Annotated in this window: 20 protein-coding genes; 18 read left to right on the top strand and 2 right to left on the bottom strand. The window is 40.3% G+C overall.

Annotated elements, in window-relative coordinates; genetic code table 11:
- The first annotated feature begins 20 nt into the window (after nt 1–20).
- From gatA to QT711_RS16310, 4 genes are all read left to right on the top strand, one after another.
- Nucleotides 21–1487, top strand: coding sequence for an Asp-tRNA(Asn)/Glu-tRNA(Gln) amidotransferase subunit GatA (gene gatA, locus QT711_RS16325; RefSeq protein ID WP_317946020.1), 1467 nt, complete (start codon nt 21–23; stop codon nt 1485–1487).
- Nucleotides 1487–2917 carry an Asp-tRNA(Asn)/Glu-tRNA(Gln) amidotransferase subunit GatB gene (gene gatB, locus QT711_RS16320; protein WP_317946018.1) on the top strand — a complete coding sequence of 477 codons (1431 nt, stop codon included), beginning with the start codon at nt 1487–1489 and terminating at the stop codon, nt 2915–2917. The genes gatA and gatB overlap by 1 nt, the downstream gene beginning before the upstream one ends.
- A 134-nt stretch (nt 2918–3051) precedes the next feature.
- A complete protein-coding gene (locus QT711_RS16315; protein WP_317946017.1) occupies nt 3052–3621 on the top strand; it encodes a thioredoxin family protein in 570 nt (189 codons plus the stop codon).
- A gap of 87 nt (nt 3622–3708) precedes the next feature.
- Nucleotides 3709–4650 carry a diacylglycerol kinase gene (locus tag QT711_RS16310; protein WP_317946016.1) on the top strand — a complete coding sequence of 314 codons (942 nt, stop codon included), beginning with the start codon at nt 3709–3711 and terminating at the stop codon, nt 4648–4650.
- A gap of 25 nt (nt 4651–4675) precedes the next feature.
- Here the strand turns inward: QT711_RS16310 and QT711_RS16305 are convergent, their stop codons facing one another.
- Nucleotides 4676–5110: an NUDIX hydrolase gene (locus tag QT711_RS16305; RefSeq protein ID WP_317946014.1), complete on the bottom strand. Its 435-nt coding sequence runs from the start codon at nt 5108–5110 to the stop codon at nt 4676–4678.
- A gap of 276 nt (nt 5111–5386) precedes the next feature.
- On the opposite strand from QT711_RS16305, the gene QT711_RS16300 reads away from it, so the two are divergent.
- From QT711_RS16300 to QT711_RS16275, 6 genes are all read left to right on the top strand, one after another.
- The gene (locus tag QT711_RS16300) at nt 5387–6733 is read left to right on the top strand and encodes a cytochrome ubiquinol oxidase subunit I (RefSeq protein WP_317946013.1); all 1347 of its coding nucleotides are present in this window, start codon (nt 5387–5389) and stop codon (nt 6731–6733) included.
- Complete coding sequence (locus QT711_RS16295; RefSeq protein WP_317946012.1) at nt 6730–7755, top strand: cytochrome d ubiquinol oxidase subunit II; 1026 nt, start codon at nt 6730–6732, stop codon at nt 7753–7755. Before QT711_RS16300 ends, QT711_RS16295 begins: the two co-directional genes overlap by 4 nt.
- A 12-nt stretch (nt 7756–7767) precedes the next feature.
- Nucleotides 7768–7896, top strand: coding sequence for a cytochrome bd oxidase small subunit CydS (cydS, locus tag QT711_RS16290; protein ID WP_317946011.1), 129 nt, complete (start codon nt 7768–7770; stop codon nt 7894–7896).
- 147 nt (nt 7897–8043) lie between these two features.
- Nucleotides 8044–9408: a 23S rRNA (uracil(1939)-C(5))-methyltransferase RlmD gene (gene rlmD / locus QT711_RS16285; protein WP_317946009.1), complete on the top strand. Its 1365-nt coding sequence runs from the start codon at nt 8044–8046 to the stop codon at nt 9406–9408.
- Nucleotides 9409–9579: 171 nt separating this feature from the next.
- The gene (locus tag QT711_RS16280) at nt 9580–10416 is read left to right on the top strand and encodes a hypothetical protein (RefSeq protein WP_317946008.1); all 837 of its coding nucleotides are present in this window, start codon (nt 9580–9582) and stop codon (nt 10414–10416) included.
- A gap of 140 nt (nt 10417–10556) precedes the next feature.
- Nucleotides 10557–11468 (top strand): hypothetical protein, encoded by a 912-nt coding sequence (locus tag QT711_RS16275; protein ID WP_317946007.1) that lies wholly within the window; start codon nt 10557–10559, stop codon nt 11466–11468.
- A gap of 125 nt (nt 11469–11593) precedes the next feature.
- Here the strand turns inward: QT711_RS16275 and QT711_RS16270 are convergent, their stop codons facing one another.
- Entirely contained in the window at nt 11594–12886 is a 1293-nt protein-coding gene (locus QT711_RS16270; protein ID WP_317946006.1) for a Na+/H+ antiporter NhaC family protein, read from the bottom strand.
- Between the two features lie 785 nt (nt 12887–13671).
- Here QT711_RS16270 and QT711_RS16265 point away from each other — a divergent pair.
- The 8 genes from QT711_RS16265 (at nt 13672) to QT711_RS16235 (ending at nt 19545) form a co-directional block, all read left to right on the top strand.
- Entirely contained in the window at nt 13672–14532 is an 861-nt protein-coding gene (locus tag QT711_RS16265) for an ABC transporter ATP-binding protein (protein ID WP_317946005.1), read from the top strand.
- Complete coding sequence (locus tag QT711_RS16260; protein WP_317946003.1) at nt 14529–15305, top strand: ABC transporter permease; 777 nt, start codon at nt 14529–14531, stop codon at nt 15303–15305. The genes QT711_RS16265 and QT711_RS16260 overlap by 4 nt, the downstream gene beginning before the upstream one ends.
- A 42-nt stretch (nt 15306–15347) precedes the next feature.
- Nucleotides 15348–15482 (top strand): listeriolysin S family TOMM bacteriocin, encoded by a 135-nt coding sequence (locus QT711_RS19650; RefSeq protein ID WP_450097603.1) that lies wholly within the window; start codon nt 15348–15350, stop codon nt 15480–15482.
- Nucleotides 15483–15588: 106 nt separating this feature from the next.
- Nucleotides 15589–15888: an LlsX family protein gene (locus QT711_RS16255; RefSeq protein ID WP_317946001.1), complete on the top strand. Its 300-nt coding sequence runs from the start codon at nt 15589–15591 to the stop codon at nt 15886–15888.
- A complete protein-coding gene (locus tag QT711_RS16250) occupies nt 15885–16751 on the top strand; it encodes a SagB family peptide dehydrogenase (protein WP_317945999.1) in 867 nt (288 codons plus the stop codon). The genes QT711_RS16255 and QT711_RS16250 overlap by 4 nt, the downstream gene beginning before the upstream one ends.
- Before the next feature lie 5 nt (nt 16752–16756).
- Entirely contained in the window at nt 16757–17704 is a 948-nt protein-coding gene (locus QT711_RS16245) for a hypothetical protein (protein ID WP_317945997.1), read from the top strand.
- Nucleotides 17694–18983, top strand: coding sequence for a YcaO-like family protein (locus QT711_RS16240; RefSeq protein ID WP_317945995.1), 1290 nt, complete (start codon nt 17694–17696; stop codon nt 18981–18983). The genes QT711_RS16245 and QT711_RS16240 overlap by 11 nt, the downstream gene beginning before the upstream one ends.
- Nucleotides 18958–19545, top strand: a complete 588-nt coding sequence (locus QT711_RS16235; RefSeq protein ID WP_317945994.1) for a CPBP family intramembrane glutamic endopeptidase — start codon at nt 18958–18960, stop codon at nt 19543–19545. Before QT711_RS16240 ends, QT711_RS16235 begins: the two co-directional genes overlap by 26 nt.
- Nucleotides 19546–19821: the final 276 nt, after the last annotated feature.

Raw genomic sequence — 19821 nt, 5'->3', positions numbered from 1 at the left:
GAACTTTAGGAGGATGTAAGATGATGTTAATGAAAAAGACGGCAACAGAACTTCAAGCACTATTACATAACCGAGAAGTTTCTGTCAAAGAAGTAACCGAAGATGCATTCAAACAAATCGCTCATTTGGATGACAAAGTACAAGCCTTCCTTACAGTGACAGAAGATGAGGCACTTACAAGAGCAGAAAAACTGGATAACGAACCAATGGAGAACCGTGGGACACTATTCGGTTTACCGATCGGCATTAAAGATAACATCATTACAAAAGGGACAGTTACGACTTGTGCGAGCAAAATGCTCGAAAACTTTGTGCCTGTCTATGACGCAACTGTAATGGAGAAAATTAACCAAGCTGGTATGATCAGTGTCGGTAAATTGAACATGGATGAATTTGCGATGGGTTCTACGACTGAACGGTCTGCATTCAAGGTCACAAGGAATCCTTGGAACTTGGACTGTGTACCTGGTGGTTCGTCGGGTGGATCAGCAGCTGCTGTAGCAGCAGGCGAAGTATTATTCTCTCTAGGGACGGATACAGGTGGATCGGTTCGTCAACCGGCCGCTTTTTGCGGGATTGTTGGAATGAAACCGACATACGGTCGAATTTCCCGTAACGGTCTTGTTGCATTTGCTTCTTCTTTAGATCAAATCGGACCGCTTACGCGTACGGTAGAAGACAATGCCTTATTGCTGAGTGCAATTGCAGGACTCGATCACCGTGATTCGTCTTCGTCGTCTAAAGAAGTACCTGACTTTAGAGCTGGTTTAACGGGCGATATTAAAGGGTTGCGGATTGCTGTTCCGAAAGAATACATGGGCGAAGGGGTTGCGGAAGATGTAAAAGCATCTGTTAGACAAGCCCTTGATGTCCTTGAAAGCATGGGTGCAACATGGGAAGAAGTATCACTTCCACATGCTCGTTATGCATCACCGACTTACTATGCAATTGCAACTGCTGAAGCTTCTTCAAACCTTGCACGATTTGATGGTATTCGTTATGGCTACCGTCCTGATGATGCAAAGAACTTGGAAGAGATCTATTTGCGTTCACGTGCTGAAGGTTTCGGCACTGAAGTGAAAAAACGTATTCTCTACGGTACATACGCGTTAAGCGATGGGCACCATGATGAATTATACGTAAAAGCACAAAAAGTACGTACACTGATTGCGCAAGATTTTGCGAACCTCTATGAGAACTACGATATTGTCGTTGGTCCAACGAGCGCTACAACCGCTTATGAGATCGGTGGTATCGTGAGAGATCAGCTGACACTTTATACGAACGATATTTTAACAGTTTCAGTCAACTTAGCTGGCCTACCTGCCATCTCCGTTCCATGCGGTTTCTCTGATGGCTTACCGATCGGATTGCAAATGATCGGTAAACATTTTGACGAAGCGACTCTATATAGAGTGGCGCACGCATTCGAACAAGCGACTGAATTTCATAAACGTACTCCATCTATTGGGGAGGGACATGAATAATGAACTTTGAAACAATTGTCGGACTTGAAGTCCACGTCGAGTTAAAGACGGATACGAAAATCTTTTCACCAGCTCCAGCGCATTTCGGTGCAGCACCAAACATGAACATTCACGTGACAGACTTAGCTTACCCAGGTACATTGCCTACATTGAACAGAAGAGCTGTTGAATTCGGCATGAAAGCCTCTATGGCATTGAACTGTGAAGTTGCACGTGTCATGAACTTTGACCGTAAACACTATTTCTACCCAGATAACCCGAAAGCGTATCAAATCTCACAAGACGACCGTCCAGTAGGCTCAAACGGTTGGATTGAAATTGAGGTGAATGGCAAAAAGAAAAAAATCCGCATTGAACGCGTCCATCTTGAAGAAGATGCAGGGAAATTGACACACTCTGATAACGGCTATTCACTTGTCGATTTGAACCGACAAGGTACACCACTCATTGAAATCGTTACAGAAGCAGATATTCGTTCACCTGAAGAAGCGTATGCTTTCCTGGAGAAACTGAAAGCAATTATTCAATATACAGGCGTTTCTGACGTACGAATGGAAGAAGGATCTCTCCGTTGTGATGCGAACATATCGTTACGACCAATCGGTGAAGAGAAATTTGGCACGAAGACCGAATTAAAGAACTTGAACTCTTTCAACTTTGTACGCAGAGGGATTGCGAATGAAGTGGAGCGCCAAGAGAAAATCCTCTTAGCTGGCGGTAAAATTGTGCAAGAGACACGCCGTTATGACGAAGCGACAGGGCAAACTGTTCTTATGCGGGTTAAAGGAAGTGCGAATGACTATCGTTTCATCAACGATCCGGATCTTTCCGAAATCCATATCGACCAAGAGTGGATGGATCGTGTCCGTGCAGAAATTCCTGAGTTACCAGACGCACGAAAAGCACGATATGTACAAGAACTGGACTTGCCGGAATACGACGCACACGTCCTAACATTGACGAAAGAGATGTCGGATTTCTTCGATGCGACCGTTGCTGCAGGCGCGGATGCAAAACTAGCGTCCAACTGGTTGATGGGCGAAGTGTCTGCTTATTTGAACGCAGAACAAAAAGAATTGCATGATACTGCTTTGACACCAGAAGGACTGGCAAGCATGATTAAATTGATTGCAGACGGAACAATATCTTCTAAAATCGCTAAAAAAGTCTTTAAAGAACTCATTGACAACGGGGGCAATGCAGCTGACATCGTCAAAGCGAAAGGTCTTGTTCAAATATCCGATGAAGGCACACTTCGTACAATTGTAACGGAAATATTGGATGCTAACGAACAATCGATCGAAGATTACAAAAACGGTAAGGACCGCGCTGTCGGTTTCCTCGTCGGACAAGTGATGAAAGCAACAAAAGGGCAAGCAAACCCACCACTTGTCAATAAAATACTTCTCGAAGAAATTAATAAGCGATAACGTATTTCTGAATAATCCTATACGAGTCTTTCATAAGTCTCTGTATAGGATTGTTTTTGTGTTTCTTTAGTGGCATCCTATTTGATTCGCATTACGAATAGCTATACACTAAAGAAAAGGGAGTGTGAGAGGGATTGAAAAGCGAGCAGCAATATTTTGAAGAAGCCATTACACTTACAGCATACATGGATCAAATGGAAAAGCATAAAGAGAATAGTTTCGGTGTGTACGAAAAATTCGATGTACCGAAAGACGATGAGTTCATCGGTTTATTAAAAGAAAAAAGTCCAAGAATTCTTGTCATCACCGAAGATTGGTGTGGCGATGCAATGATGAATAATGCGATACTCCGTAAGATTGCAGAGGCTGCTTTATTGGACGTACGCGTCGTCTACCGGGATGCAGATACAGAATTGATAGACCGGTATTTGACGAACGGTGGCCGTTCCATTCCAATCTACTTGTTATTGGATGATGAAGGCAATGTGTTAGCGAAATGGGGCCCGCGTGCTGCTTCTATTCAAGAAGACGTCTTGGCACGTAAAAGCCAGTTGCCAGACAAGGATGCACCAGATTTTGAAGAACGACAACAAGCCTTTATTGAACAATTAATGAAAGAATATACGACGCAACATGAATTATGGTTGACTGTCTATGAAGACATTCGCAAAACGTTTATGCCGGTGTTACAACAATCAAAATGAGAAATCGGTTGCAAATTCAAATGGATATTTTCGGCACACGTTTGTGTTTAGCGTGTTAGAATTTGTATGAATTGAGAGGGAATTAGGATGAAGCGTGCACGTATCATTTATAATCCGACAGCAGGTCGTGAAATTTTTCGGAAGCATCTTGCAGAGGTGCTAGAAAAGATGGAGAAGGCGGGTTATGAAACATCCGTTCATGCAACGACAGGAGAAGGCGATGCGACGGAAGCAGCGAGATTGGCGGTTGAACGGAACTTCGACTTGATCGTCGCTTCAGGTGGTGACGGTACTTTAAACGAAGTGGTGGCGGGGGTTTCACCGTTTGAGAAGAAACCTAAAATCGGACTCATTCCTACGGGGACGACGAACGATTTTGCCCGTGCTTTGCGCATACCGAGAGATATTGACGATGCCCTTGAAATTATTTTAAAAGGGGATACGATTCCGGTCGATGTCGGATTGATGAATAATCGTTATTTCATCAACATCGCAGGTGGCGGAAGAATGACGGAGTTGACGTATGAAGTACCGAGTCGATTGAAAACCGTCCTTGGTCAATTAGCATACTACTTAAAAGGAATTGAGATGCTCCCTTCCATCCATTCATCAAACGTTCGTATCGAATACGACGATAACGTTTTTGAAGGAGAGGTTATGTTATTTCTCGTTGGGCTTACGAACTCAGTCGGTGGATTAGAAAAATTAGCACCCAACTCGAGTATTAACGACGGGAAATTTACATTGCTTGTTCTGAAAAAGTGTAATATAGCAGAATTTATTAGAGTCGTCAGTTTAGCCTTACGTGGAGAACATTTGGATGATCCTTTAGTGATCTCCTCGCAAGCAGAGAAAGTAACAATCACTTCTTCTGAGGAAGTGTTGTTAAATTTGGATGGAGAATATGGAGGTACATTACCTGCCACTTTCCAAAACTTGTATCGTCACATTGAGATGTTTGTTCCGTTAGATGCGATTCGCGATCAAGACCGTATTGCACATGAAGATAAAAAAACTGCATTGGATTGAACAATCCAATGCAGTTTTTGCAATTTCACATAATAAATTCGATTTCGTCCCCTTGACCAGCTGCAAGTGCTGGTAATTCGTGAACAGGGATCCATTTACAATGAAATACCATTCCGTTATCTTTGCCCGTGCTGTTTACACAATTATCCCACTCTACATCACAATCCCCAATATACGTCAGATGAAAGATATTGCGTTCATGGACAGTATCTTGCTGGTGCGTTGGAAAGTAATTGCGCTTATTCACTTTTCCTTTTAGTTCCAGTTGATCGCGTCGAATACCTGTTTCTTCTTCGATTTCACGATACAGTGCATCGATCAGCAACTCGTTATCTTCAATCGTTCCGCCAGGTACTTGAATGCCTGCGTCAGGATTGTCTTTTTGCTCAAACACAAGGATTTTACGCTCTGTGTTTTCTCCCTTTGTAATGTACGCTAACACTTTTCTCTTCACTTTCATTTTGTTCACCCCATTATGATTTCTTTAGTATACGAAAGATTCTAATTATTGTCAAGCTGATTTGCTTGTCGAAAACTCTTCACAAAAATACCGCCCTATACAGTTTTTTAGGCGTAAAATAGGGAATGAATAGGTAGATAGCTGTTTTATAATGTGGAGGGATTCCTCGTGTATAAAAAACATGAAAAAAGATTGATGTGGTTGGCATTTATTGTAGCAGGCATCATGCTAGTTTCGATTCTTGGAAGAATTTTTGGAAGCTGAGGAGGGGACGAGATGGGGAACGAAGAAGCTGTATTTTATTCGCGTGTATTAACGGAGTTGACGCTTTCCTTCCACATTCTCTATGCAACCATCGGGGTGGGTGTACCGCTCATGATTATGATTGCACAGTGGGTCGGGATTCGAAAAAACGACGAGCACTATATTCTACTTGCACGTAGATGGGCACGCGGTTTTGTCATTACTGTAGCAGTCGGTGTTGTAACCGGTACTGCAATCGGTTTGCAGTTGTCATTACTCTGGCCGAACTTTATGGAGCTTGCAGGGAATGTCATCGCACTTCCGTTGTTCATGGAAACGTTCGCATTCTTTTTTGAAGCTATTTTCTTAGGAATTTACTTATATACGTGGGACCGTTTTGAAAACCAGAAGAAGCATTTACTGTTGCTAGTCCCTGTAGCGATTGGCGCTTCTTTCTCTGCTGTATTCATTACAATGGTGAATGCATTTATGAATGCTCCACAAGGGTTTGATATTGTAGATGGGGAACTTGTGAATATTAACCCAATCATCGCGATGTTCAACCCTGCAATGCCAACGAAAGTTGCGCATGTCGTCATTACAGCTTACATGACGGCAGCTTTCGTACTTGCTGCCATTGCAGCGTTCCGTCTATTAAAAGGCTCAGATCATATTTATCATAAAAAAGCACTATTTCTCACGATGAAAGTCGGTCTCATTTTTGCAATTGGAACGGCTATGATCGGAGACTTCTCGGGAAAATACTTGGCGGAATACCAACCAGAGAAGTTAGCAGCTGCCGAATGGCATTTTGAAACACAAGAAAATGCACCACTCCTATTATTAGGTATCATGGATGATGGAGAAGTAAAGTACGCCATTAAAGTCCCATTTGGATTGTCTTTACTCGCGCATAACAACCCAACAGCAGAAGTGATCGGGTTGGACCAATTCCCAGAAGATGAAGTCCCGCCGTTATATATCCACTACTTATTTAACATCATGGTATTAATCGGCATGTGGATGGTCTTCTTGGCAGCTTGGTTCTGGATCGGCATTAAACGCGGTTGGAAGAGTGTTACAACGCGGTGGTTCCGTTGGTTGATCGTTTTAGGCGGTCCGTTGTCATTCATTGCCATTGAATCAGGATGGTGGCTAGCAGAAGTTGGTCGCCAGCCGTGGATATTACGGCACATTATGCGGGTTGAAGATGCCGCAACGACAAGTGGGCATGTGGATCTTATGCTCATCCTGTTCGCTTTATTGTATTTAGTACTCGGTATCGGAAGTATCGTTGTGTTAAGAAGGATGTTCCGTAATAATCCAGTAGAACGTGAGCTGGAAGATCGCCATACCGAAAAAGGCGGTGACGTACATTGAACTTAGAAATCTTAGGAATCTCTGTTTTATGGACGTTTTTATTCGGCTATATTGTCGTCGGTGCCATCGACTTTGGGGCAGGTTTTTTTAACGCCTACAGTTTGATGACTGGAAAGCAACGGATTTTGACGAAAGTCATCCAACGTTATTTATCACCTGTGTGGGAAGTGACAAATGTATTTCTCGTGTTCTTCTTCGTAGGCATTATCGGGTTTTTCCCGAAAACGGCTTTCTATTATGGAACGACACTTTTAGTACCAGTCAGTTTCGGGGTTATCTTACTCGCCATTCGTGGCTCGTATTATGCGTTTGAAACGTATGGTGCAAGAGGACATAAAGGTTACTCATTCATGTATGGGCTTGCGGGATTACTCATTCCCGCATCCCTCTCCATTGTCTTAACGATTTCAGAAGGCGGCTTCATCGAAATGGTCAACGGCAATCCTGTGCTTGACTACTGGGAGCTGTTCACGAGTCCCTTGACGTGGTCGATTGTCGTACTAAGTATTGCAGCAACACTCTATATATCCGCGGTCTTTTTGACATGGTATGCAAATAAAGCAGGCGACAGGGAAGCGACGAAACTGCTTCGTAAATATGCATTGATATGGTCGTTGCCAACAATCGTTACAGCGGGCGGAATAATTTTTGAACTTCGAAAACATAATCCCGACCACTATGCAAATATCCAGACATTCTGGCCAATGTTCCTCATATCGTTCATCCTGTTTGTTGGAACGGTATACCTGCTATTGAAGAAACAGCAATACGGATGGGCGTTTGCATTGTTAGTAGGTCAATTCGCATTTGCCTTTTTCGGATACGGGGCATCGCATTATCCATACTTGCTCTATCCGTATTTGACGATTTACGATAGTTTCACGAATCCGGCAATGGCAATCTCACTCGTAGTAGCGTTTATTCTAGGGCTTTGTTTGTTAATCCCATCACTCTTCTTGCTATTACGCCTGTTCTTGTTCAATAAAGACTATGTGCGTGGAAAAGAAGATCACCACGCGTAAGGAGGAAACAACATGGCAGAATTCTTATCCGAGTTTATCATTTTCTACGCACCATTCGTCGTTCTCATACTTGCAATTATCGTTGCGTTCCTCGTTGCCCCGCTTGATAGTGCGGTGACGAAGAGTCGAACGAAAAAGTGAAGAATGCCAACACTGATAATCGTACAAAAAGTAGCGGGGGACGCATGAAGTTCCTCCGCTCTTTTTCATTAGAAAGTTGTACATTTTCCGTTAAGATTACGCGAAACATGCTAAACTGGGTACATACGAAATTTGGAGGAAGTAAACATGTCTTTTATTGTCAATCAAAATGATCGTCTGACCGTATATGTGGAGGATTTGACGCATGACGGATCAGGCGTTGCGAAAGTGGAAGGCTATCCACTTTTTATACATGGTGCGTTGCCTGGTGAGGAAGTAGAAGTACAAGTGGGCAAGACGTTGAAGAATTATGGATTTGCACGCCTGTTGAATGTGGTAACTTCTTCTCCAGAGCGAATAGATGCCCCGTGTCACGTGTTTGAACAATGTGGTGGTTGCCAACTGCAACACTTGTCGTACGAAGGCCAACTGCTGCAAAAGCAGAAACAAGTCCGAGATGTGATGGACCGCATTGCAAAACTGCCTGACGTACCTGTACATCCTGTAAAAGGCATGCAAGACCCTTGGCGCTATCGCAATAAATCCCAAATTCCTTTCAGCGAACGAAACGGAGAAGTGGTTGCCGGTTTTTACCGATCGCGCTCCCATCATATTGTCGATACGGACGTCTGTATCATCCAAAGTGAAGAAGCAGACGAATTAATGGCTACGTTAAAACGGGAAATGCTCATCCACGGCGTGGACGCATACAATGAGCGCACGCATCGGGGGATGTTGCGCCACCTAGTCGTACGAAAAGGACAAGCGACCGGAGAAATCATGGTTGTCCTCGTAACAAGCAAAAAGAAATTCCCACAACGTGATGCAATTGTAGCCGTCATTAAACGCGTACTTCCGGAAGTAACGTCCATCATGCAAAATGTGAACGGTGAAAAGACAAACGTCATCTTTGGCAATGAAACAATTTGTTTGTACGGAAAATCGGTTATCATTGACACAATCGGTGATATCCAATTTGAAATCTCTGCCCGTTCCTTCTACCAAGTGAACCCTGCGCAAACGGAAGTGCTCTATCGTCATGCACTCGAATATGCAGAGCTATCGGGCAATGAAACCGTCATTGACGCATACTGTGGAATCGGAACGATCTCACTCTTCCTCGCTCAACAAGCAAAAGAAGTATACGGCGTTGAAATCGTCCCTCAAGCAATCGAGGATGCAAAAAGAAATGCTGAACTAAACGGTATTACAAATGCATACTTCGAAGCAGGCGCATCGGAAGACGTCATTCCGAAATGGTACGAGCAAGGAAAGCGATTCGATGTATTAGTCGTCGATCCGCCACGCAAAGGCTGCGACGAGAAGCTGTTGCAAACAATCTTAAAGTACAAGCCGAAGCGTGTTGTGTATGTATCGTGTAACCCTGGAACCTTAGCACGTGACTTGCGCATGTTGGAGGATGGGGGCTACCGGACGAAAGAAGTGCAGCCGGTGGATATGTTCCCGCAATCGAGTCATGTGGAGTGCGTGGCGTTGATAGAGTTGGAATAGCCTTGGTAGCAAGGTGTGGATCAATACCAAAAGGGAATATTACGTTAAGGTTTTCTTGGTAAAATAGTATAATGGGCTACCTAAAAAAAGAATATTAATGCGATTCATCAAGAAGACCACCTTATTGGATAAAGGTGGTTTTTCTTAAACATAGTGAAAAAAAAGGGGGAGATGGAGATAGAAATTTTAGAGTTGTATTATAAAAAATATACTGACACAGTAGAAGCATCAGACTATATAGAGTGGGCAAAAAATCATTTATATATGGATATAATTGAAATGAAGAAGTTAGCTAGTATGAGAGAGCCTTTAAATTTCTTTGAGATTGAAGAAATGTTTGCAAATACTATGAAGGTAATGAAAAGAAAAGCTCCTTCTGAAAAAGAATGTGTAAATTATCATTTAAAGAACTTACACTCACAACTATTAATTCCCATTAAAAATGCTAAATCGATTGTGAAAGAGATATACAGGTGCACAATCAAACATGACTTATTCGAGGAACAAATGAATTGGCGGGAAATCAGTAATGTGATTAATAATTATCAGGATGGAGATAAGCAGCATGGCTATACAGAAGAGAAGATAAATGAAATGATCATCACACTTGCACGTAGACTATGGCATACAAAAATAAGTAATGTCACTTTTCATGATATGATTGGAGAAAAAGTCACTGCTATTGATTCAGAAGTTCACTTCATTATTCAATTGGGAAAAGGTGCAATTATTATTGAATGTCCTTGGAGAATTCGGGATACAAGTGGAATATTACTAGGCGAAACTGATATCCAATCTAATCATAAGGAGTGGAAATCAATTGAAGAGTTATTGGTTGGTAAAACAATTAAAGACATTCAGTTATTAGAACAATGTCCACTTCTAATCTTACAATTTGACAATATTTTTGTAGATTTGTTTCATGCGAGTTCTTTCTTTGATGGCTGGACATTAACAGATGGATCGGAATTCTATATGTTTTCCATGCATGGTGGGGATATTGCTTAAAAGTGGTTTGTGTGACTTGAATCTCCAAGAAAACGTATTTTGGTAAATATCGGATTTTTTAATCACGCAAAATATTTTACATACTCGGTCTAAATGTTTCTTGATGTTTCATATAATAGATGTTTACTGACAGAATACATATGATCGAATGGTTAGGAAATGGGAGCAGAGGATTGAAAAACTCTATATGTAAAAATCAGGTATTCCGCTTAGGGAGCAGTCGTAATATTATGCAGCTCATCATAGCTGCACTGCTATTGGTGTTTGCACTATTACTCACGGCGTGTAGTCCATCTAGCAAAAATTCGGGGGAATCGTCACTACCTGATTCATCTAAAGACAATGAGCAATCAACAGGGGTAGAAGACGTGTCGAAGCAAGAACCTCAGGAGGCAAATGAAGAGGAATTAGAGGAAGAAGTCCAGGAAGAGCAATCCCTGCTAGAATGCGAAGGAATTATTCTTGAATCGAATGCGGTAATTGAGGGTGGGAAATTAGCCGATTGTATCGTGGCAGCGATGTTAGCTGCGGGCACAGGAACCCATCGAGTGGAATCTTCAGCTGCACCTCCGACTGTTGTTGATTTTTTATGGGACCCCGATTTCTCGATGAATGTGAGAGAAGGACAAAATAGTGTCATTATTAAAGGGAATACAGGGTGGTATAAAGGAGATAATGGAAAATGGATTCAGGAAGAAGATCATTCATCTGACCCTGACGTCAATTTAGCAAATGGAATTATTAAATTGACTAGAGTTTTTTCAAACCCTCTCGTACTCCGGGATTATTTTGCTTCATCGCCGACATGGATTGTTGTTGGAGAAGAGTCCGTTCCAGCAGATGATGCGGTGAGTGATATTGCATGGCATCTTGTTCCAGAAGCTCCTATCAATTATAATGGCGTCATTTTGACAGACGTTGGAATATGGCTGACAAGCAATTATTTAGCAGCATATTATGTCTCGACTGCTACTATGATGGGGGTAACGGATACGACGAGTAATACCTTCTTACAATGGGGAGAAAAAGTTGAAATTCCTGACCCGAGTTGACTAGCTAGTGATCGCATGGTTGAAGGTATTTTGGTGAAATGAAAAAAGCTGTGATGAAAATCCATTCGTCTTTAGGATTTTCATCACAGCTTTCTAAATGTAATAAATCATACTACAAAGTAAATTTACGATTTTATAGTTTTATTTTTCATTCTCGGATAACCGATAAGAATGGCAATGACTCCGCAAACGCCGACTAAAAGCGAGTAATAGGAGTATTGCATGATTAATATCGGAGAAATGCCCGCGATGCTGGCAGCTGCTATAAATTGTGCGCCGTACGGAATGACTCCTTGAACTACACATGAAAAAATGTCAATGAGGCTTGCTGATTTACGTGGCTCAATCGCGTATTGGTCGGCAATGTTTTTGGCTAGTGGTCCAACAATCATAATGGCTATCGTATTATTGGCGGTTGAAAGGTCGGTTAAACCAACTAAACCTGCTATTGCAAATTGGGCATCCTTTTGTGACTTAATTTTACGCGTGACAATATGTACGATAAAATCAATACCGCCATTATGCTTAATGACCTCGACCATACCGGCAATTAACATCGCTAAAAAGGCCATCTCAAACATATTGCTCATGCCGTCACCGATTGCACCGATAAATGTCATCACTTCATAACTGCCATCCAGTAAGCCGATCGTTCCAGCGAGGATGATTCCGCTTGCTAATACGGTAAAGACATTGACGCCGATTAAAGCAAAAACAATAACGAATACATAAGGAATTAACTTGTACCATTCAAAACTCGCATGTGTCACGTGGGCTGAGGAATTCAGCGTCAAAAAGGCTAACAGAACACAAGTGACAATTGCTGCGGGCATAACGATAAGAAAGTTTACTTTAAATTTGTCTTTCATTTCGGCGCCTTGTGAGCGCACCGATGCAATCGTTGTATCCGAAATGAATGATAAGTTATCACCAAACATCGCCCCACCAATAACAGTTGCCATTAATAGGGGTATTGAAAGTCCTGTTTGCTCCCCAATCGCTAAACCAATTGGAGCGAGGGCAACGATCGTTCCAACTGAAGTGCCCATTGCTAAAGAGATAAAACAAGCAATGATAAACAGGCCAACAACTAATAAGTTTTGTGGCAAGATAGATAGTGCAAAGTTTACCGTTGCTTCAATCGCGCCCATTCCTTTGGCGGATTCCGAGAATGCCCCGGCTAGTAAGAAAATGATGACCATTAACATGACACTCGAATTCCCAGCGCCAGTCGTAAAGGCTTCAATTTTTTTGGTCATCGTTTCTTTATGGTTCATGAAGAGGGCAACAGCACTAGCAATTGAAATGGCAACCGTTACAGGAAATGCATAAAAGTCATTTAATACAATTCCCGAGCCGATAAATAATAATAGAAAAACAACAAATGGAATCAATGCCCACGGATTTCCTTTTTGCATTTCTTCCTCCTTTCCTCAGCGCACTTACAAATAAAGGCCTCTTCTACAATGAACAAGAAGAGGCACCACATATACTAGCGTGCATAATAATTATCTGGATTATTTGTGGGTCAGAGCATGATACGTATCACTTCATTGTAAAGTGTTCATTTTGCCCAACCCTCAGTAATATTTTATGAAATAAACTTTAGGATATATGAAAAATCATGTTGAGTCAATTTGATTTTTAATTCAGGATGATATAAAAATAATGTATTTTGGAAGTCTCACATGAATGTATATGTATTGTGTAGGTGTAAGATTTTCCTACTCTACTTAAGTATGTGAGCATGAATGAAAAAGTATTGGGAATGTGTCCGTTTTTGAATGCAATCTGGAACCTTTTTGTGTTTTTTTCAACTGTGAACGGTGAATTAGTAATAGTAAATTGCGCCTAAACTATTTTTTTAAAAAATCCAATCTTAGTCAGTTGTATTGGAAGGCTATGTTAATAATTAATAGTAGAGATTTAAAATTAGAGTAAAAACTTGTCGAACGAAGACCAATATCTGAAATTCTTTTGGGAAAATTCGCTAGGTATAAAGATTAGTAGATTGGAAATGTTATAATTTCGTAATGGATTTAATGCTTTTTACCTAATGAAAATAGTGTTGACATCGTAAATACCTTGTATCTATAATTGTGTTATAAATAATCAGAATTTAAGTTATTTTCGTTTATATTAACTTCTCTTGAGAGTTCTTCATGTATGATTCGTCAAAGTAATAAGAAAAGAGGTTTTACGAATGCCACTAATCGAATTACAACAAATATCTGTGGTGAAAAAAGACAGAACCATTTTGGATTTAAAAAACGTTGATATCTCGATTGAAAAAGGAGATAAAATCGGCATTATTGGAAGCAACGGATCAGGGAAGACGACAATGATTCGAGTAATTCTGAACTTAATTCATTACAATGGCAACGTGCATCGGCATATCCAAACGAAAGACGTCGGTATACAAATGCAACACAATCAGTTCTCCGATTTAATGAAAGTTAAAGAGATCATTTCGCTCGTGTGTAATTGTTCTTTAGCAGATTCACGCATTCAAGAAGGGTTACAGCGATTTAATCTACAGAAGCTTGTAGATAAAAGACTCTCTTATTTGTCTGGAGGGGAAAAACAGAGACTGACGATTTTTCTAGTAATTTTCCACAATCCCGCTCTATTAATATTCGATGAAATCACATCTGGCTTAGACTTCGATAGTCGAAATTCAATTATTAAGCTCATCCAATCACTCACCTCTGAGAAAACACTCCTAATTGTATCCCATTACTTTGAAGAAATCGAAAAATTGGCAGATAAGCTATTGATCTTAGATGATGGTAAATTGCTAGCCTTCGATACAATCGAGAATTTATGTGCGACCCATCAATTTTTCTCAGCAATCAGCATCGATCGTGATGTGTCATTTGAGAATTTGTCACTCCGTTTTGTACAAACAGATACCCAGAAGATCTTTATGACAAAAAATCAGGAGGAAGAAGAAAAAGTCATGGAGAAGTTGCGACATGACAATATTCCTTTCACTTATAAACCGAAAGATATTAAGACGCTTTATACGTATATACGACAACAGACGGAGAGAGAGATCGTATGAGGTATTTACGCTATATAGGGATTGAGTTGAAGGTCATTTTGCTGCGAATCCCGATCGTATTATTTTTTAGTATACTATTTCCCCTTATGATGATGGTTATCGTAGTAGGAAGTGTTGGAAACATTGAAATCGGAGACGGTTATCATCTTTCTGATAAATACATCATGATCGCTTCAGGTATTGGGTTAATTCCTTTATGTTTGGTTTCACTTCCTGTCTCAATTACAGCTGAAAGAGAGTCAGGCGTGATGGAAAGGTACCTTCTTTTTGGCATCAATCCATTTGCAATCCTTGGTTCAAAAGTTGTCGTACACATGATGATCGCGATCATCCAGTTTGTACTCGTCTGTTTGTTTGCAAAAATTGTTTTCTCGCTCAACATACCAGGGGGCTTGGCCATCATCAGTTTCATCTCACACTATTTGCTTGCAGCCATATTTACTTTGTCGTTAGGCGTGATGTTGGGACTCCTGACCGAAAGAGTACAAATCGTACAAGTTGCTGGGTTAGCGCTTATGTTTTCCATACTTGCTCTATCAGGCGGATTCAATGAATTTAACACGTTACCGGAAGGTGTCCAAAATGCGATGAACTATTTTCCGGTGAAATATTTGATGAATGATTTTATCAATATCTGGTTTACTACTGACCTTTTTTTAGGAGAGTTTGTTCGATTGACGCTGATCTATTTAGTTGTTATAGGGATAGTGATTTATATGCTTATCCGAAAAACGTTTAAATTCCATTATAGTTTTCAATCATTAGGAAAATAGATAAGTACAAGGTTGAGAGTGAATTTAAAGGAGGTGAGGTAAGTGGATGTGAAAGTTAGCACGATTCAGTCGCATAGTTTTCTAAGCACCGAAGAACAGACGCAAGCACTGAACTACGCTGCAGGATCTTGTAGTTGTAGCTGTTCATGCTCTTGTTGCTGTAGCTCATCGTCTTAATTCTTCATCATGAGTAATTTTTGTCAGAGGGGTATCAGGGCCCTTGACCCTCTTTCTATAGAAAAGGGTCAAGGGAATTATTACATTGAAAAAAGAGGTGCAACCTATGAATATGAAACGCATTTCAATTTCTTTTGTGTTGGCCATTATTATAACGATGGTTGGTTTTTACTTTCTCATTACTTATGGTTACCAACAGGTCGATGTACAGAAACTCGAAACAGATAAATCGTTAAAAATCCTAGGTTTGGAATATTTCAGATTTGAACCAGTTGAAGGTGCTGCGGCACGAGGTGTCCCGAATAACTTTAATATGGCGCTTGTCGGAATGGGCATGGGAATTCTTCTGTTTTTCTTCTTGGAAATTTGGAGTAGTCGCCGAAGTGGGGGAGGTGCCAAGAGATGAATAAAGGATTGATGAATCTTCACAGCCTTGTTTATGAGGATAGGAATAACATTGCCAACCTATCCAATACGAAGTTATTTGCCAATATCGTAAAAGGCTATTCAGATTCGAATGCTTTTAATTACTTACTTGGCATGACCAATATAGGAATTAGTGATATCCGTTCTTTGAACTTTTATAATGAAACAGGATTAGCAGATACGATTAATGCCCATAGAAGTATGGAAGAAGTTGAAGACGATTCATCCATGATTGCATTGCCTAAGCCGAAAAACGTAAGGGGATCGCTCAGCCAGGCTTTAAAATCACGCCAAAGTACGAGAGCGTTCAGCAATTACAGAATGAATTTGGATGAATTATCTACACTGCTCACCTATTCAGTTGGGATTAGTAATCGATATTCAAAAGATGCGGAGGGGAATCGTTCCTTCCGTCGTTACCATGGGTCTGGAGGAGGAATCTATCCAATCTCCGTCTATTGTGTTGTGAATGCAATTGAAGGCTTGCGAAATGGTATCTATTTATATCGTCCTTATACCCATGCGCTAAAAAAGATCACCTATACGGGTAATCTTGAGGAACTGTATCAGAATGCCCCAATAGACACACAGAATGCTAATATGAGCTTGTTATTTTCGTACGAGCTTAACAGGAATTATTTAAAGTATGGAGAACTTGGGATGTTGTTGGCTTTTGTAGAAACAGGCATGATGGCACAAAATATTCATCTTGTTGCAAATAGTGTAGGATATAGCTCTTGCGATGTAGCAGGATTTGATAAGAAATACGCTGAAAAAACAATCGGTCTAGATGGTGTGAATTCACATATCATCTATTCCATTATGGTTGGAAAGGAGCAGTAAAAAACATGACAAGCATCCAAACTGAAGTACGTACAGGAATTACGTACAAGAAAACGAAGGGCGTCCAACTAACGAAAAATGGTACAGAGATTATTTTGAGAAAAGGTGCTCTCCATCAGACAGAGTTGGTCATCGATAAAGAGAGTAGTTCTCCAACGTTTATCAAACTTCTTGAAGCGATATTGGATGGTGAAGAAGTAACAATTGAATCCAATCATATCCATCAAAATGATTTCAAAACGTTATACAATTATGGAATCATCCGTAACAAGATTCAATCAGGCGCAACACTCGTCATGGTTGAAGACCAACAGGTGTTTGACATGGTCAAAAATAGCGTGCCGGGCAGTAGCGTTTTCAAAAGATCAGAAATCATCTCAGATGCTGATATGGATTTGCTTAGCGCTGGTACAAATTTTTTAAAGGTAGATGCTTCTATGGAAACGGCACGAGAAGTCTTTTCGTCGTATTCCTCGGTGTATTATATAGCTACTCTAAATGAACGCCGTAATGTACAAACAGTTAATAAACTGATGGTTGCTTTAGATCAGAGCTTTTTTATGGCACTATTTGATAATGAAAACTTTTTGTTGTTCGGAGTCGAACCTAAATTGACGGGCTGTTACGAGTGCCTAGAAAAGAAAATATTGTCTCGTCTTCACTATCAAGCAGAAACCCAATTTGTCTATGATGATTTTGAAGTGACCAGTGCAGAATTGCTAGTTGGTTTAGGGTTAATCATGAAAAATATCGAGCAAACAGAAGTAAATGGCATGTCTATGCTCACGGGAGCTGTCCTCTATTATTATTTCCCTAACTTTGAGTATTCCTTTGACTTTAATCGAAGAACAATCCTATGTAATACGTGCGCTGGTATTCATCAAGTAGATTTTGATGAACAGAATGTAGCTTCAGTCAATATTACGAAGGAGTTACTTGCAAATGAAAGTTAAATTGACTGATCAACATATTGATGATCGTATGCGCCATTTTGACGGAAAAATTGCCGGACTATGGAAATCTCCAGATAAGTTTTATCGACTACGTTCATTTCCATTGCCGGATTTTCATTTTATCACTTCTAATTATCCAAGCTTCGAAAAATTTGTATACGACCAAGATATCCATTTTACCTATCACTTGAGCGGTTATGGCAAGTTATATAATGAAACAAGAATGTCGTTTTTAGGGGAATCAGCCGAAAGGTTTGCTTATGCTTCACAATTTAGAGGGCTTCAGCATTTAGTTGTAAAGAGAGATTATGAAACGCTTCAAAAAGAAGTGGATACTGGGGATCTCATATGTCCACTTGAATATGTGAACTTGCTCTATGATGATCAAGATTGTCGTTATATACAGCCTACAGATGAGCTATCATGGGTGAAAATGAATTCTTTAAATGAACCAGGCAAGTCTGTCTATATCCCCATGCAATTAATGGTATCAGGCACTCATTTTTTAAAGAAAGATGAAAAGATTGCAGCTCCGAATGCAGTCTCGACAGGAACTGCCTCTCATGAGACATTTGAACAAAGCCTTGAAGCTGCAATTATTGAAATCTATCAATTGGACTCCTACAATTTGTATTGGTTTGGGGGATTGCGGTGTGAAGATATTACAGATGATTGGAGAGGGCTAATCGATAAGATACTTGGCGATTCATCTTTTTATGATTATTTTGATGTCACGATCATTGATATAACACTGGACAAACCTATTCCGATTGTCATGTGTGAAATAACATCTAATCGACCTTATATGCCTCAATACACCGTTGGTATCCAAGGATCCTATTCGCTAGAACGTGCAGTATATCGATCATTGATGGAGACGCTTGCCATCGTTGAATATAATATGAATGCGAGTTGGACGCATGCAGAGACATTCCACTCGGTTTTGAATCAAACAGTTTTTGATAACCTTGATGACAATGTTCTTTTTTATGCTCGAAAGGGAAAGCCGGAAAATCTAGCCTTCCGAGAAAGTCCATTACCAGCAAGCCAAAGGAGCGAAAATCTTAAAGACTTAGTAAAGAGCGTTCCATCCTTCAGTCAATATGCAGCATTTTTAAACATTACACCTTCTGATTTCTTAGGGTCCCAACAAGTGATTACCCGAGTTGTTATACCAGAATTACTTCCTTTGTGTACACCGAGTTTTCCACAAAAATATCATCCAAGATACAATGGCATCGGAGGCATTTTAAATGATCTGGTCCATCCTCTTCCATAGAATTGTTACCATTCTCATCTTTTTTCCAGGCATTTTTTATTTACTGTTTGATAAAACAAACATTGCACGAAAAGGGACAACCGACAAATTTGTATATGCGTTACTTAGTTCGATTTTTCTTAGTTTTTTATTTGTCCGGGATATGAGTGTTCTTATATTAATATTTTTGTGTATCGCGATTCCATCAGTGCAAGCAATCCTTGAACTGAAAAGCGCAAAGCACTTTTTCAATGCCTGTAAAGAGAAGAAGTTCCTTTTGCAAACGCTGATCCTTATTCCGATATTAGAAGAGTATATTTTTCGTTTTGTGATGTATGAGTTGCTTACAGCTCACGAAATTCCGCCTTTATTTTATATAACTTTTTCGTCTTTGGCATTCACATTTATTCACTACTTTCAGCTCAAAGCAAAAAGTTATTACAAATTAGGACTTGGGCTTATGTTGGCAACCGTCTATGTATACACAGCGAACCTTTTTGTTGTTATTCTCATGCATGTACTCTTTAATGTACTCGTTTATTTGTTCAAATACACCAATCATTACAGAGGCTATCAGACGTAATCAGGATGTTCTGTATGAATGCAATACCATTATTCGCAGGCATTGTCAGTATTCCTATTAACCTTCACTACAATTGAAGCGTCATCAAGACTGTAGTGGAAATTTGGAATGTGGACAAGCCTGTTTTAAAGTGTATTTTTTTTAAAAACGCAGTACTTCTCATATGGAATATACATAGCGGGGGAGTTAGATACATCTTTTATTCAGCATAAAGGTATTTGACTATTCCCTTATGAATGAAATTCACGTAGACTTATCTCCATATGCTTATGGAAA

Origin of the sequence: Sporosarcina saromensis (assembly GCF_033253735.1) — a bacterium.
Classification (GTDB): Bacteria; Bacillota; Bacilli; order Bacillales_A; family Planococcaceae; genus Sporosarcina; species Sporosarcina saromensis.
The sequence above is the reverse complement of the archived record's forward strand: the minus strand, read 5'-3'. Positions and strand labels throughout refer to the sequence as shown.